At 31.5% G+C, this 14,355-nt stretch carries 13 protein-coding genes; 3 read left to right on the top strand and 10 right to left on the bottom strand.

The features are described from left to right. Window positions 1-58 precede the first annotated feature (58 nt). Entirely contained in the window at window positions 59-538 is a 480-nt protein-coding gene (locus tag OS191_RS01415) for an Lrp/AsnC family transcriptional regulator (RefSeq protein ID WP_267153922.1), read from the bottom strand. Between the two features lie 69 nt (window positions 539-607). Next, a complete protein-coding gene (locus tag OS191_RS01410) occupies window positions 608-1,768 on the bottom strand; it encodes a M14 family zinc carboxypeptidase (RefSeq protein ID WP_267153921.1) in 1,161 nt (386 codons plus the stop codon). 301 nt (window positions 1,769-2,069) lie between these two features. Between OS191_RS01410 and OS191_RS01405 the strand changes: the two genes are divergently transcribed. Beyond that, window positions 2,070-2,468: a helix-turn-helix domain-containing protein gene (locus OS191_RS01405; protein WP_267153920.1), complete on the top strand. Its 399-nt coding sequence runs from the start codon at window positions 2,070-2,072 to the stop codon at window positions 2,466-2,468. Between the two features lie 58 nt (window positions 2,469-2,526). Here OS191_RS01405 and OS191_RS01400 read toward each other — a convergent pair whose 3' ends face one another. From OS191_RS01400 to OS191_RS01375, 6 genes are all read right to left on the bottom strand, one after another. Beyond that, window positions 2,527-3,012, bottom strand: coding sequence for an ABC transporter ATPase (locus tag OS191_RS01400; protein WP_267153919.1), 486 nt, complete (start codon window positions 3,010-3,012; stop codon window positions 2,527-2,529). After that, window positions 3,012-3,803, bottom strand: coding sequence for a (Fe-S)-binding protein (locus OS191_RS01395; RefSeq protein WP_267153918.1), 792 nt, complete (start codon window positions 3,801-3,803; stop codon window positions 3,012-3,014). Before OS191_RS01395 ends, OS191_RS01400 begins: the two co-directional genes overlap by 1 nt. A 65-nt stretch (window positions 3,804-3,868) precedes the next feature. Continuing rightward, window positions 3,869-4,318, bottom strand: a complete 450-nt coding sequence (locus OS191_RS01390) for an LNS2 domain-containing protein (RefSeq protein WP_267153917.1) — start codon at window positions 4,316-4,318, stop codon at window positions 3,869-3,871. Window positions 4,319-4,430: 112 nt separating this feature from the next. After that, window positions 4,431-5,738, bottom strand: coding sequence for a 4Fe-4S dicluster domain-containing protein (locus tag OS191_RS01385; RefSeq protein WP_267153916.1), 1,308 nt, complete (start codon window positions 5,736-5,738; stop codon window positions 4,431-4,433). Between the two features lie 16 nt (window positions 5,739-5,754). Then, window positions 5,755-6,702: an MlaD family protein gene (locus OS191_RS01380; RefSeq protein ID WP_267153915.1), complete on the bottom strand. Its 948-nt coding sequence runs from the start codon at window positions 6,700-6,702 to the stop codon at window positions 5,755-5,757. A 55-nt stretch (window positions 6,703-6,757) separates the two neighbouring features. Then, window positions 6,758-7,876 (bottom strand): N-acetylmuramoyl-L-alanine amidase family protein, encoded by a 1,119-nt coding sequence (locus OS191_RS01375; protein WP_267153914.1) that lies wholly within the window; start codon window positions 7,874-7,876, stop codon window positions 6,758-6,760. Window positions 7,877-8,065: 189 nt separating this feature from the next. On the opposite strand from OS191_RS01375, the gene OS191_RS01370 reads away from it, so the two are divergent. Further along, window positions 8,066-10,813, top strand: coding sequence for a putative LPS assembly protein LptD (locus tag OS191_RS01370; RefSeq protein ID WP_267153913.1), 2,748 nt, complete (start codon window positions 8,066-8,068; stop codon window positions 10,811-10,813). Window positions 10,814-10,840: 27 nt separating this feature from the next. Next, window positions 10,841-11,221, top strand: a complete 381-nt coding sequence (locus tag OS191_RS01365) for a Rid family detoxifying hydrolase (protein ID WP_267153912.1) — start codon at window positions 10,841-10,843, stop codon at window positions 11,219-11,221. Between the two features lies 1 nt (window position 11,222). Here OS191_RS01365 and OS191_RS01360 read toward each other — a convergent pair whose 3' ends face one another. Together OS191_RS01360 and OS191_RS01355 are read right to left on the bottom strand one after the other, a co-directional pair. Then, window positions 11,223-11,771 carry a methyltransferase domain-containing protein gene (locus tag OS191_RS01360; RefSeq protein WP_267153911.1) on the bottom strand — a complete coding sequence of 183 codons (549 nt, stop codon included), beginning with the start codon at window positions 11,769-11,771 and terminating at the stop codon, window positions 11,223-11,225. A 14-nt stretch (window positions 11,772-11,785) separates the two neighbouring features. Next, the gene (locus OS191_RS01355; protein ID WP_267153910.1) at window positions 11,786-14,161 is read right to left on the bottom strand and encodes a S9 family peptidase; all 2,376 of its coding nucleotides are present in this window, start codon (window positions 14,159-14,161) and stop codon (window positions 11,786-11,788) included. Window positions 14,162-14,355 lie beyond the last annotated feature (194 nt).

The raw sequence follows: 14,355 nt of genomic DNA, 5'->3' as shown, positions 1-14,355 counted from the left end.
ATAAATAAAAAAACCTCTTTCTTGCAGAAAGAGGTTTTAAAGATACTTATATTATTAATTACATATCATTAAAAATGGAATGCATTAATCGTTTTTTATCATTTAAACTTTCTTCTAAAGAAATCATGGTCTCTGTTCTATAAACACCTTCAATATCATCTAACATAAAAATAATGTCTTTAGCATGTTCCGTATTTTTTGCCCTAATCTTACAGAAAATATTGAATTTACCTGTGGTAATATGCGCTACAGTAACAAAAGGGATATCGTTTATTCGCTCTAAAACAAACTTAGTTTGCGACGTATTTTGAAGAAATATTCCAACATATGCTATAAAAGAATAGCCCATTTTGTTATAATCTAATGTTAAAGACGACCCTTTGATGATACCGGCATCTTCCATTTTTTTAACTCTAACATGAATAGTCCCTGCAGAAATTGATAGGCTTTTAGCAATATCAGTAAAAGGAACTCTCGTATTTTCAATTAACATATCTAAAATCTGATGATCTATTTCATCTAACTTAAATTTCGCCATTTTATATTTTTTTAAATAAAAAGCAAAAATAATACATTAAAACTGAATAATATCTATCGATATTTAAGTTTATGTCAGTTTTATTGAATATTTAACAGAATTTACAATAATGCTTTCTACTTCAAGTCCTTTCTTAATATCTTTTTGATTGTTAATTAAAATCTCATTATCATGAACTAAAATCTCTCTATGTCCAAAATACTGATTAAAATCTCCAATACCTTCAATTTTAGGGATAAACACAATTTCATTGTCCTTTAAAACTTCATGATATTGAATGGCCAAATCAACTTTGTCCCACATATTATTTTTAAACAACTTAACATCGCGAACAATTACATCAAAATGATTTTTTCTATTCTCAGGAATATCAAAATAAGGCTCAAAAGTAGCTCCTAACACGTTGTTAGAAGAAATATAGTACACGCTAAACAATATAGCTTGGAACATGTAAAACCTAGTAGATTCACGATTATAATCATTTTTAAAATGTCCTGCTTCAAACAAGATAGTAGGACAATTTAATGATTGAAACGTATCTCCTACACAATTTTCATTAAACACATCGTCATAGATGCCTATCTGATTTGGGATTTGTGTTTGCAACAACTTATTGATTGCAACAATTACCTCCATAGCTTTTTTTCGCGTTTCTGAAACTGTACAAGCTTTATCTTGAGCAGGAGACAAAAATGATAAGGTAGCTGAGTTATCCGTGTTTCCTGCACCAAAAATAGTGCGTTGCCCATGCAGATTAAAACAAAAATCCGGCTTGAAACTATCAAAGAGATTTCTTAAAACCCTACTTTCTGGTTGAGACTGGTTTTTTGCGTCTCTATTTAAATCCACATCATTTGCATTATGTCTTGTATAAAACTTCGCACCGTCAGGATTCAAAATTGGAACTACCATAATAGTACAGGTATTTAAAATTTTCTGAATAACTTGGCTAGAATCTTGTGCAAAAACATTACAAATATCAAAAACAGCTTTTGTTGTTGTGCTTTCGTTGCCATGCATTTGAGACCACATTAATATTTTTTTTGGACCAGATCCAATTTTTATGGAATGTATAGGCTCGCCTAAAACAGAAAATCCTATTTCTATAACTTCAAAATTAGCTTCTAATTTTTTAATTAAAGGATGTGTATGTTCTAGATGAATATATCGATTTTTAAGATGTGTTTCTTGATAAGAATGAAAGCAATTTTTTAAATAGTCTGTAGTCATTAAAAAAGGTTTGATACAAATGTAAACATTTATCAATTTACAAATGTAAACAACTAAAACGACTTGGATTGTTTACATTAATAAACATATACAGCGCTATTTTATTACTATGTAAACATTAATTGACTCAAAATTTAACAAATTTAATAGCAAACTTATATTATATTGTATTTCAGTGCTTTAAAACATATTATGTGAAGTTTAAGTTTTATACAAAAGACCAGATTAACATTTATTTATTACACGCTATCATTATATTTGTTACATTTGTAAATAGAAAACGCCCTATTTATAGTTTACAATGATAAACAACGAAGAGTTTGCAAAAAGACTCCAAAAAGTCATAGATTATTACAATGAAAGTGCCTCCTCTTTCGCTGAAAAAATTGGGGTGCAACGGTCTAGTATTTCACATATTCTTTCGGGAAGAAATAAACCTAGTTTGGATTTTGTATTAAAGGTTCTCTCCTCTTTTCCCGAAGTTGAATTGTATTGGTTGCTAAATGGAAAAGGACAATTTCCATCTGAAGAAAAACTAGAAGTTAAAATTCCAATTGAAAAAAATAGCAAGGAAGAAAAAAAGCCTCCTGTCGTTTCAAATATTTTACAAACTGAAAAAAAGGGCGATTCAGAAAAAAGCATAGAACGGATTGTAATATTTTATTCTGATGGAAGTTTTAAAAACTTTGAAGAGTTATAAAATGAAAAAAGCTTGAATTTTATTCAAGCTTTTCATATTTGCATTATTTCAGAAAAAATTATTTTAAAAATCGACTGTGCCAACTATCGCTAGCAGGGACTTCCCAATTTTCTTTGAATTCTGCAATATTTACTACTAGGTTATTAAATACAATTGTATTTTTTGATACGGCTTTTTCTTTTGCCATTTTCTTAAAATCAATTAAGGTTTTATAGGCTATGAATTCCCCTTGTTTGTAAGACACGTTCATTTTGTCTAAAAGGTCAACTTGGTACTCTTTTTCTAATTCTTGGATAAAATATACAGAGGCATCAATAGAACATCCTGTAGCTGCTCCAACCTGCTGGTCTAATCCAATTACAATAAAACGCTTGTAAACTATTTTATAACCTGCTTGTAAATCGCTTCCATGAGCAGTCCAATTATCCAGAAACACATCTAACTTAGACTCAATCTCTCTGATTTCTTCGTCTGTAAATGAACGGTTACATTGATAAATCCAAACTTTGGACTCTTCTGGTAACATATTAAAATCTACTATCATTATTCTTGAGAGTTTGCTATTAGTTCGGCAATATCCAAAACTTGAACACTGTCTTCTTTATCTTTAGCTTTTACGCCATCTGTCATCATCGTATTACAATATGGACAACCAGTTGCAATAATATTTGGTTTTGTTTCTAAAGCATCTTCTGTTCTTAACACATTGATATCTTTATCGCCTTTTTCTGGCTCCTTAAACATTTGTGCACCTCCTGCTCCACAACATAAGGCAGAGTTTCTGCTGCGTTTCATTTCTACCAATTCTACACCTAGTGTTTTTAGTAATTGTCTTGGCGCTTCGTAAACATCGTTAGCACGTCCTAAATAACAAGGGTCATGAAAAGTGATACGTTTTCCACTGAATTGAGAAACTTTTCCAATATTTAATTTTCCAGCATTTATAAGTTCATTAATAAACTCCGTATGATGTTGTACTTGATAATTTCCACCAAGCTCAGGATATTCGTTTTTTAAAGTATTATATGAATGTGGACAAGCTGTCACAATTCGTTTTACTTCGTATGCATTTAAAACTTCAATATTTGTAACAGCTTGCATTTGAAACAAAAACTCATTTCCTGCACGTTTTGCCACATCTCCTGTTGAGCTTTCTTCGGTTCCTAATACAGCAAAATCAACATTTGCTTTATTAAGAATTTTCACAAAAGCTTTGGTTATCTTTTTGGCTCTATCGTCGTAACTTCCAGCTGCTCCTACCCAAAACAAAATTTCAGGTTGTCTGCCTTCTGCCATACATTGCGCCATTGTTGGCACTTTTAATTGTTCGCTCATTTTATTAATTGCTTTAATTATGAGATTATTGTATTCCTATCTTGCGACAGGCATTTGCAAAAATTTTATGATTCATGTTGACCATCATCAAAAACCTGAATGGTCACTTTTTTATCTACTAAATCTGTAAATTTTCCTTTATATCTAGTTGCTTTTACCAAGTGATTATCTATCCAATGGTAATTTCCTCCTCTTGGTTTTCCCATTAATAAACTATGAAACATAAATCCATGTTTATTTAACCAATTAGTTGTTACTTCTCTATGATCTTCTGTTCTGGAAGTAAAAAAGCAAATTAAATGCCCTTCTTCATACCACTTGTTACAAGTTTCTAATGCATCTAAATAAGGCTCACAAGTTGCCATTCTTTCTGGTTCTTCGTTTGGAATATCGTCTGTGATGGTACCATCTATATCAATCAAATAATTTTTAACTTCTTTAGGTAAAATAGGACTTACTTTCTCTCCTGCTTCTACTTTTTCATGTAATAGTTTGTCTGCGTCTTCTCTTTTCATATTCACATTTCCTGCGAAAACAGGAATCTCTTTAGTTCAACTTATTTAAATTTTTATTTTTATAAAAAATTACTTCAATATTTTATAAGATTTCTGCTTACACAGGAATTTGTTACTCATCTTTCCAATTCAATCTATCCATTTGGTTGTATGGCCAAGGCGCACCATTGTTTTCAATATTTGTCATCATATTATTGAGCTCTACTGGAGCCGCACTTTGTTCCATAACCAAATAACGTCTCATTTCAATTATAATAGATAAGGGGTCAATGCTAACCGGGCAAGCTTCAACACAAGCATTACAGGTGGTACAAGCCCAAAGTTCTTCAGCAGTAATATAGTCACCCAAAAGCTGTTTGCCATCATCTTTAAATTCGCCTTTATTAGCATCGATGTTTTTACCAACCTCTTCTAGTCTATCTCTTGTATCCATCATAATTTTACGAGGAGACAGTTTTTTTCCTGTTAAATTTGCCGGACATTCGCTAGTACAACGTCCACATTCTGTACAGGTATATGCATTTAGTAATTGTACCCAAGATAAATCTTGCACATCGCTAGCACCAAATTTTGCAGGCATTTCTGCCTCTGTCCCTTCTGGTGGTGCTGCAAATGGATCGATGTTTGGATCCATCATCATTTTAACTTCTTTGGTTACAGCCTCTAAATTATTTAATTGTCCTTTAGGTTTCACTTTTCCATAATAGGTGTTTGGAAACGCTAAAAGAATGTGTAAATGTTTAGAAAAGTACAAGTAATTTAGAAATACTAAAATTCCTATAATATGAAGCCACCAAGCTGTGCGTTCTATTATATGAATAGTTGTTTCAGGGAGTCCACTAAACCATGGAGCAATGAATTGAGACACAACATTTCCAGAATTCATTAATTGAAAATGAATATCTGTGGCGTTCATTACTAAGAAAAGTGACATTAGCACCATTTCAAAATACAGAATATAATTAGCATCATTTTTAGGCCAACTAGTCATTTCACTTTTCCAAAAACGTTGGATTTTTATAATGTTTCTTCTAATCCAAAAGATTACAACAGAAACAAATACTAAAAGTGCTAAAACTTCGAAAGTCCCAATTAAAATGCCATAAAGCTCTTGGTAATAAGAGAAAATTCTCCAAGAACCCGTTAATCCATCTATAACTATTTCTAATAATTCGATATTAATTATTACAAACCCAACATAAACAATAACATGTAGAAAACCTGAAATTGGTCTTTTAACCATTTTACTTTGTCCTAAAGCAATCATGGCCATGTTTTTCCAACGTTGTGATTTATTATCACTTACATCCACATCTTGACCAAGTTTGATGTTTCTGATAAGCTTTTTAACATTCCTGGCAAAAAAACCAAGACCTGCTATAAGTAATAGAGCAAATAAAATGTTTGGAATATAATTCATTGGTTAGTTTGTTTAGTTATTGTCTTTCGTCTTCTGGTTTTTCGAACTCGTCTTTGTTTTTTCCTCCAAAAACAGATACATGAATATAACGTTTAGGATTTAATTTAAAATCTTGAAGTAATTCGCTTAATTGTCCAGAAGCCACTTCTAAATTATGATAAAGTTTTTCGTCTTTAAGTAGTTTTCCCATGGAACCTTCGCCTTTTTCTAAATCTGCTAAAAGTGCATTTACATGCTTTAACGTTTCATCTAGATTAGCAACGGTTTTAGAAATTTCAATATCTTTTAAATCTTCGGAAAGAACAGCAAGATTTTTACTTACAGAATTAAAGTTATTAATAACTTGAGTTAGACTGTCTTGATTTTTAATAATTAAATTATTGAATGAACCCGATAGGTTTTTAAACGACGTTAAGGTTAAATTCATTTCTTTAATAGCATGCTTTAAACCTTCTTCTGAGTTGTCTTCCACCAAACTATTGATGCTTAATAATAAGGTGTCAGCCGTTTTTAAAGTACTATCCAAACCTTCACTTAATCCTGAAAAATTTTCGGAAAGATCTTTAATAAGTCCTGGTTCTACTTCAGATTGAAGTATCTCACCACTTTCAGCATATTGTTCATCTTTTGCAGGAATAATTGCAAGTGCATTACCATCTAGAAGGCCCATTGGATAAAGCCTCATTTTACTGTTTTTTGAAAACTTCAAATCATTATCTACTGTAAAGGAAACACGGGTTTTTCCAGTTTCCATCACGTATATTATTTTATTTATTTTTCCAACATTATTTCCTTTAATTGTTACTGGAGATGCTGTAGTCAAGCCGTTATAGTCGAATTCAGTGTAATATTCATCTGAAGCATCGAATAAGTTTTTTCCTTTTAAATAATTAAAGCCAAAAACAAAAAATAAGACTCCAAATATGACTAGAATAGCCGTTTTAACTTCTCTTGATAGTTTCAAATTATATGTATTTAGTTACCTAACAAAATTAGAAATAAATTTATAAAGAATGACTCTAATTTGCAGTTGATTTTAGCGCTGCTTCTAAAGAAATTTGTTTTCCATCTTTATAAGCAACTATAAAGCTTGATGGATACCCTTTAGATTTTGCATAATTTTGAAAATCTTTTATCTTAGTATAATTAGATGTATAGCCATAAAAGTATTTATACAAGTTATTTATTTTTTCTCTAGTAACATCTTCTAAACCTTTAAAATTATAAGATTTTAATTCAATCTCTTTTGAACTAGCAGCAATTTGCACTTTAAAAACGATATTCTTATAAATCTCATCAGGTTCAGTATTTGCTTCTGCTTCAGTAATGGTATCTAGATAAACAAAGTTATCTATATTTTGATAGATGGAATTTTTATAATCTAAAATAGCTTTTTTAATGGCTGTAGACATTTCCTTTTGTCCTTTACCGGAATTTAAATACGGCCCTTCATGTTTGTTAGTAATAAATCCTGTTTCAACTAATACACTAGGCATAATAGTCTGATGCAGCACGATAAACCCAGCCTGTTTTACACCTCTACTATTACGCTTTAAAGCATTTTTAAAATTTCCTTCAATCAAACTAGCTAAAAGAATACTTTGATCTAAATACTCTTCTTGCATAAGCGTTAAACCTATGAAAGACCCAGGGGAATTTGGATCAAATCCTTCGTAATTTTTCTCATAGTCATCTTCCAAGTAAATAACTTCGTTTTCTGCTTTAGCAACATTAAAATTGGTATCGTTTCTATTTATTCCTAAAACATAGGTTTCAGAGCCATAAGCCTGTGTGTGATGTGCATTACAATGAATAGAAACAAAAAGGTCTGCTTTTGCCTCATTAGCAATTTTCCCTCTTTTAAATAAATCTACAAAAACATCTTTTTCTCTTGTGTAAACAACTTTAATATCAGGATTTTTTTCTAACTCTTTGCCAACTTCTAGCGCAATTTTTAGAGCAATATCTTTCTCTTTATAACCATCCTTTGAAGGTTTTCCTGGATCTTTTCCACCATGCCCAGCATCTAAAACAACAATAAATTTATTTGAACTATCTTGTGCATATAAAGAATTATAGCTTGTATTTGTTAAAAAGAACAAAGCAGTTAAAAAAAGTAAAACCAATTTCGTTTTCATGTATTTATAAATATTTTTTTAGTAATACGTAACACCTTTATAATTATATTTTTTTTCATCATTAATACAACCATAGATGTTTCATATAATAACAGCAAAAATGCATGTTTATTACTTAATAATTCTAAGCAAAAGTTTATTTTCGAATTTTTGTGAATATTAAATTAATCACAAAAAATATATGTAATTTTGGCAATTCAAAAACCGAGCCATACTTTTACAAAAATACATTTAAAAGCGTTGCGTACAAACAACTTTTACATACTTTTTTCCTTAAGTTTTACAGTGTTTATCAACACTTTTGGCTTCGCTCAAGATATTCCCAAAACTGGAGAAAAAGTATCTCCAGTAAAAAATAATGACACTATTTCTGTTAATCTTAACGATCTTGAAAAATTAGAGGTTTCAGAAATTGGCCAAGATTCTACTTTACAAGATTCGGTTATACCTAAGCCTCAAATGCTAACTTCTACAGTTACTTATAAGGCTAAAGACTATACTTCTTTTAATAATAAGGAACAAAAACTATATTTATATAACGAAGCCGAAGTGTATTTTGATGACATGGAATTAAAGGCTGGTATTATAGTTATAGATTACAACAAAAAAGAAGTGTATGCTGGAAGAATAAAAGATACAGCCGGAGTTTATACGCAAAGACCCTCTTTTAAACAAGGTGATAATCTAGTAGAACCAGACTCGATTAGATTTAATTATGAAACGGAAAAGGCCTTAATTTTTAAATCGCAAACCGAACAACAAGGCATGCAAATTTATGCCCCTATCACTAAAAAAGAGAACGATTCGGTTATCTTTTTATATAAAGGCCGTTTTACAACTTCCAAAGACATAGAAAACCCTGAATATTATTTTCAAGCCAATAAAATTAAGTTAGTTCCTGGAAAAAAAATTGTAGTCGGATTAACCAATATGGTTGTGGCCGATGTGCCTACACCAATTGGATTACCTTTTGGATTCTTTCCATTAACAAAAACTCAAACCTCAGGAGTTTTAATTCCTAGTTTTGGTGAGCAAAGTGATCGTGGTTATTTTTTACAAAATGGGGGTTATTATTTTGCTATTAGCGATTATATAGATTTGGCCGTTTTAGGGGATTACTATACAAATGGTAGCTATGGACTGCGTTTTGAAAGTAATTATGCCTTGCGTTATAAGTTTAATGGAAATCTAGGATTTAGATACGAGAATTTAATAAACAGCGAACGTGGTTTTCCTGATTACTCAAAATCGACTATATACAATATCCGATGGTCTCATAGTCAAGATGGAAAATCTAGTCCAAATTCCAGATTTTCAGCTTCGGTAAACTTAGGTAGTAGTAAATATTATCAAGAATCTGTAAATCAGGTGAATTCCCCAAGTTTTTTAAACAACACCATGGCTTCTTCTGTATCTTATTCTAAAACATTCCAAGGAGAACCACAAGTAAACTTAAGTGTTGCGGCTACTCACTCTCAAAATACAAACACTGAAAGTATTAACATGACTTTACCAACAGTTCAGGCTAGTGTTAGTAGAATTTATCCTTTTGAGCCAAAAACAGGTTCAAAAAAAGGTATTATAGAAAACATCAATTTTCAATATAACATCAGAGCTGAAAACAGAATTCAAACTACAGATTCTTTATTCTTTAAAAAAGAAATGTGGGACCAAGCTCAAAACGGCATAAATCATAGCATCCCCCTTACTACAAACTTTAAGGTTTTAAAACATTTAAGCTTAAGTGCCACTACAAATTATAAAGAAACTTGGACCTTTAAAACAGTAGATAAATATTACGACCAAACGACCAAAGAAGTTGTTACGAATGAAAATAATGGTTTTGCTTCTTATAGAACTTACGATTTTTCTACCAGTTTAGGAACTACCTTGTATGGTATGTTCAATTTTGAAAAAGAAGGAGAAGACAAGAAGATTAAGGCGCTTAGACATGTAATGAGACCTTCTATAAGCTACACAATCAACCCGTCTTTCGATCAGTATTATGACACCTATGAAGTTATTAGTGCAGATGGTCTAACTACAAAGGATGTTGAATATTCTAAATTTGAAAATTCTGTTTATGGTGCTCCCAATCAAAGGTATTCTAATACAGTTGGACTTTCGTTAGGAAATAATATTGAAATGAAAGTTCGCGATAAAGATTCTACTGCAACTGAAGCTAGAAAAATTAAATTGTTGGACAACCTAAACTTTAGTACAGGATATGATATCGCTGCAGATTCTTTAAATTTAAGTCCTGTTAGAATTTCGGGAAGTACACAACTTCTAAAAGATAAAATGTCTGTAAATTTTGGAGCAACCCTTAATCCATATGCTCTAGATAACAACAACAATATTGTAGACATGTGGAATGTTGATAATGGAGGAAGTATTTTCAGGCTAACTAGTGCGAATGTCTCCATGAATTATTCACTTTCTAATACCACTTTTACAGGAGGTGAAACCAAAGCAAGTAATGAAGAAACATTAAGAAGTGGTGGGCGTGCAGATGACATGTTTGGACGCTCTATGGATTATGAAAATCAGAGTTTTTATGATGATGAAGAGGAAGAACAAACTCCTAGCGACTTATACACAAATGTTATTCCTTGGAGCTTACGCTTGGTTTATGCAATAAACTATACCAATTCTCAACGTGAAAATGAAATTTCGTCCCATTCATTAATGTTTTCTGGTGATGTAGAATTATCTCCACGTTGGAAAGTTGGAGCCTCTTCTGGATACGATTTTAAAAACAATGGATTTACTTATACATCTTTAAGATTTGAAAGAGACTTATTAAGCTGGAGAATGAGCTTGAATTGGATTCCGTTTAGTGACAGAAGCTCATGGAATTTCTTTATTGGTATTAAATCTAACTTACTAAAAGATCTTAAATACGATAAACGAAAACAACCAGATAAACAGCTATAACTAATTATTTTAATAAAATTTAATTCCATGAAAAAGATAATCAACACACCTCACGCTCCTGCTCCAATTGGTCCATACAATCAAGCTGTTTTAGTAAATAACATTCTATATACATCTGGACAAATAGCTTTAAATCCAGAAACCATGGAGTTGGTTTTAGAAGATATTAAAACGGAAACGAAACAGGTTATGGAAAACCTAAAAGCCGTATTAAAAGCTGCAGATATGACTTTTGAAAATGTTTTTAAAGCTTCTATTTTTGTAAGCGATATGCATAACTTCTCTAAAATAAATGAGGTTTATGCTACTTATTTTAATGAAGAAATAGCACCTGCACGTGAAACAGTTGAAGTTGCTAACCTACCTAAATTTGTAAATGTGGAAATTAGTATGATGGCTTGTAAATAGGTTAATCTATTTTTTCAAAAACATAAAGATTATTCAATCCCAATTGAAACTTCTTTTTCTTTATAAGTTTAAAGCCTTTAGCAAAGATTTTTTCTGTGTCGCCAGGTTTAAAACCATAATGTTCTTCTAGACTCATACCATCAATTAATCTTAATTTCAACAAGATTTCCAGAATAAAATCTACTTGAGGAGAAGGTACTGTTATAATTACCCGGCCTTTAGGTTTTAAAATATAATAGAAATTTTCAGCCATTCCTGCTTGGACTTCCTTTGGAATATGTTCTAATACGGCAAGCATAGAAATAATATCAAAGCTTAAATTTTCAGGAAGATCTTCAGGGAATTTTCCAGGCAAAAGTGTATAAGTATCCGTTTTAATTTCCTTTTCTAAAATAGGATCAATGCCATAACTATAAGAAATATCCTTTTTCCATTTCTCGAACATCACACCATCTACACTTCCAATATCTAAAACAGCATCGTTTTTTCTAATAAACTTTTTAGCTTTTCTTATGCGTTCGTTTTGTAAAAATCTATCTAAGGCCTTCATTTAATTAGCTACAATTATTTACCTAATAAACTTTCCTGGAACAACTTGTATATTCTTTTATATTCATCTGTCCAACTACTTGGCTCTACAAAACCATGTCTTTCGATTGGATAGATTGCCATTTCCCAATTTTCTTTTCCCAATTCAATTAAACGTTGCGATAAACGAACCATATCTTGAAAATGCACATTATCGTCTATCATACCGTGTAAAATCAATAAATCGCCTTCTAAACCATCTGCAAAATATATAGGCGAACTTCTTCTGTAAGCCAAACTATCCGTTACTGGTGTATTTAAAATTCTTGCTGTATAGCCATGATTATAGGCAGCCCAATCTCCCACAGAACGAATAGCGGCACCAGCTTGAAACGTTTCAGCTTCTTTAAACATGGCCATAAGTGTTATAAATCCTCCATAAGAACCACCATAAATACCAACTTTATCTGTATCGATACCGTATTTACTTATTAAATACTCGGCTCCATCTACTTGATCAGACAAATCTTTTCCTCCCATATGTCTGTAAATTCCTGTTCTCCAATCTCCACCATAACCAGCGCTTCCACGATAATCGATGTCTAAAACGGTATAGCCATTATCTACTAAAAAGTTATGAAACATGTATTCTCTATAATAAGAACTCCACCATTTATGAGCGTTTTGTAAATAACCAGCACCATGAACAAAAATAACAGCTGCTTTATTTTTTACCTCCGTTTTAGGTTGATATAATCTGGCATAAACTTCAGCGCTATCATCGGCCTTAAAAGTGATTATTTCTGGATCTTTCCAAGTATAACTTTCAAAAGCCTTCGTTGTAGAATGGGTGATTTGTTTTGGCGTACTTTCTGTTGAAGTAAATAAAGGATTTTCTTTTATATATAATTCCGTAGGCTTATTTGAATAGGAATACAAAATAGCCATCTGTTTTTCATCTGGAGAAAGTGTTACGTTATTATTTCCTATCCTATTAGTCAAAGCTGTAAACTTCCCTCCTTTTATAGGCATACTGTAAAACTGACGATCTCCAGGATGATTCATATTAGCCGTAAAATACCAGCGTTTTTCATCTTTAGAAATTTGAGGGTTATAAATTTCAAAACTTCCTTTTGTAAGTGTTTTTACTTTTTTTGAAGTGACATCCATGGTATATATATGCGAATAGCCTGTTTTTTCAGACTGAAACCAAATGCTTTTATTATCTGGCATCCATCCTAAGTCTCCACCTCCATAACCACCAATTCCAGGACCAGCAATCCATGCTTCGTTGTGCTGATGGTCTAAGTTTTCTACAGTTCCATTTTCTGGATTTAATAATACCAGCCAACGGTCTTTATAATCGTTTGCAATAATATCTAAAACACCATATGAGCCATCCGGACTCCAGGTAGGTCCTGAAATATATCCAATCCGATTGTCGTTTTTATAAACTTTATCTGGATACTCTTTGGTGTATTCTGGTATATAATCTAAGCCTTCTAAATTACCTAAAACAACAGGATAGACTTTCTTATTAACAAGGTTGTAGATATACAAGGTATATTCCGGCTGCTCATCTCCTACTTTAGAACGTGTGTTTTCATTTTCGGTATACCCAGATTCTGTCACATAATGTGGCATGATGGTATTCTTGTTTTTTGGACGTTTTGAAGTTAGATAGGTTACAAACTTTCCATCTGGACTCATTCTTTGATTTAAAATCGATTTATCGCCCAAATAAATTTCTAAAGGTTTCTTCGAATTGAATCGCTTCATTAGGCTATCACGCGTATCCGATTTTTCTTTACGCTCTCTTAAAACATCAAAAAGTTCTAGTTGATCCTGGTTAAGCCAGTCATCTTTTTCACTATTAGATTTCTCCTTTTTCTCGTTCTTTAAAAAGTTGGTGACCTGTGTGGTGGTTCCTGTTTCTATATCCCATGTAAATAAGTTTTTATCTTTTACATAAGCTACTTGCTGATAAGAGTCTGTAAAGTGAACAGATCTTTCATAAGCCGTTGTATTCGTTATTTGAGTTATGGTATTTGTAACAACATCTACTATAAAAATATCGCCATTCTTGCTGTATATTTTTTTAGTTTTGTCTCTATTAAAAACCACATTTGAAGCTGGTAAAGCAAACTCCGTTTCAAAATCAATTTTAGAAATTTTATCGTTTTTTAAATCAAACCCATAAAGAGAATCACTTAACGCATTTTCTGGATTCCATTTAAAATAAATGGTATCGCTGTCACTCGACCAACTAACATTAGAAGGTAGATGACCAACAAAGTCTTCACCTTGCATAATATCTTTTATCTGTAATTCTGAAAGGTTGTTTTCTTGAGCTGTTAAAAAAAAACACATCAAGTAAAGACTTGAAAATAAGAGAGTTGTTTTCAATTTCATAATAAATAGATTCAATAGAAGTAATAAACGTACGAAGTTAGGCTTTCTATGGCTGAAATTCAAAATCGGAATAGATTATTCGTTCCAATATACCTATAAACAATTGTTAATAAGAACAAAGATTAAAAGATGAATTTGACTTTAAGATAACTAAAAGAACTTGTACTTTTGATTGTAACCCAATATTCTTTTAA

The organism is Xanthomarina sp. F2636L (assembly GCF_026410195.1).
Classification (GTDB): domain Bacteria; phylum Bacteroidota; class Bacteroidia; order Flavobacteriales; family Flavobacteriaceae; genus Xanthomarina.
The sequence above is the reverse complement of the archived record's forward strand: the minus strand, read 5'-3'. Positions and strand labels throughout refer to the sequence as shown.

Excerpts from the sequence above, each read along its gene's own strand:
- OS191_RS01415 (WP_267153922.1), bottom strand. The coding sequence starts at position 538 with ATGGCGAAATTTAAGTTAGATGAAATAGATCATCAGATTTTAGATATG.
- OS191_RS01375 (WP_267153914.1), bottom strand. The coding sequence starts at position 7,876 with ATGAAAACGAAATTGGTTTTACTTTTTTTAACTGCTTTGTTCTTTTTA.
- OS191_RS01395 (WP_267153918.1), bottom strand. The coding sequence starts at position 3,803 with ATGAGCGAACAATTAAAAGTGCCAACAATGGCGCAATGTATGGCAGAA.
- OS191_RS01365 (WP_267153912.1), top strand. The coding sequence starts at position 10,841 with ATGAAAAAGATAATCAACACACCTCACGCTCCTGCTCCAATTGGTCCA.
- OS191_RS01405 (WP_267153920.1), top strand. The coding sequence starts at position 2,070 with ATGATAAACAACGAAGAGTTTGCAAAAAGACTCCAAAAAGTCATAGAT.
- OS191_RS01360 (WP_267153911.1), bottom strand. The coding sequence starts at position 11,771 with ATGAAGGCCTTAGATAGATTTTTACAAAACGAACGCATAAGAAAAGCT.
- OS191_RS01355 (WP_267153910.1), bottom strand. The coding sequence starts at position 14,161 with ATGAAATTGAAAACAACTCTCTTATTTTCAAGTCTTTACTTGATGTGT.
- OS191_RS01385 (WP_267153916.1), bottom strand. The coding sequence starts at position 5,738 with ATGAATTATATTCCAAACATTTTATTTGCTCTATTACTTATAGCAGGT.
- OS191_RS01410 (WP_267153921.1), bottom strand. The coding sequence starts at position 1,768 with ATGACTACAGACTATTTAAAAAATTGCTTTCATTCTTATCAAGAAACA.
- OS191_RS01390 (WP_267153917.1), bottom strand. The coding sequence starts at position 4,318 with ATGAAAAGAGAAGACGCAGACAAACTATTACATGAAAAAGTAGAAGCA.
- OS191_RS01400 (WP_267153919.1), bottom strand. The coding sequence starts at position 3,012 with ATGATAGTAGATTTTAATATGTTACCAGAAGAGTCCAAAGTTTGGATT.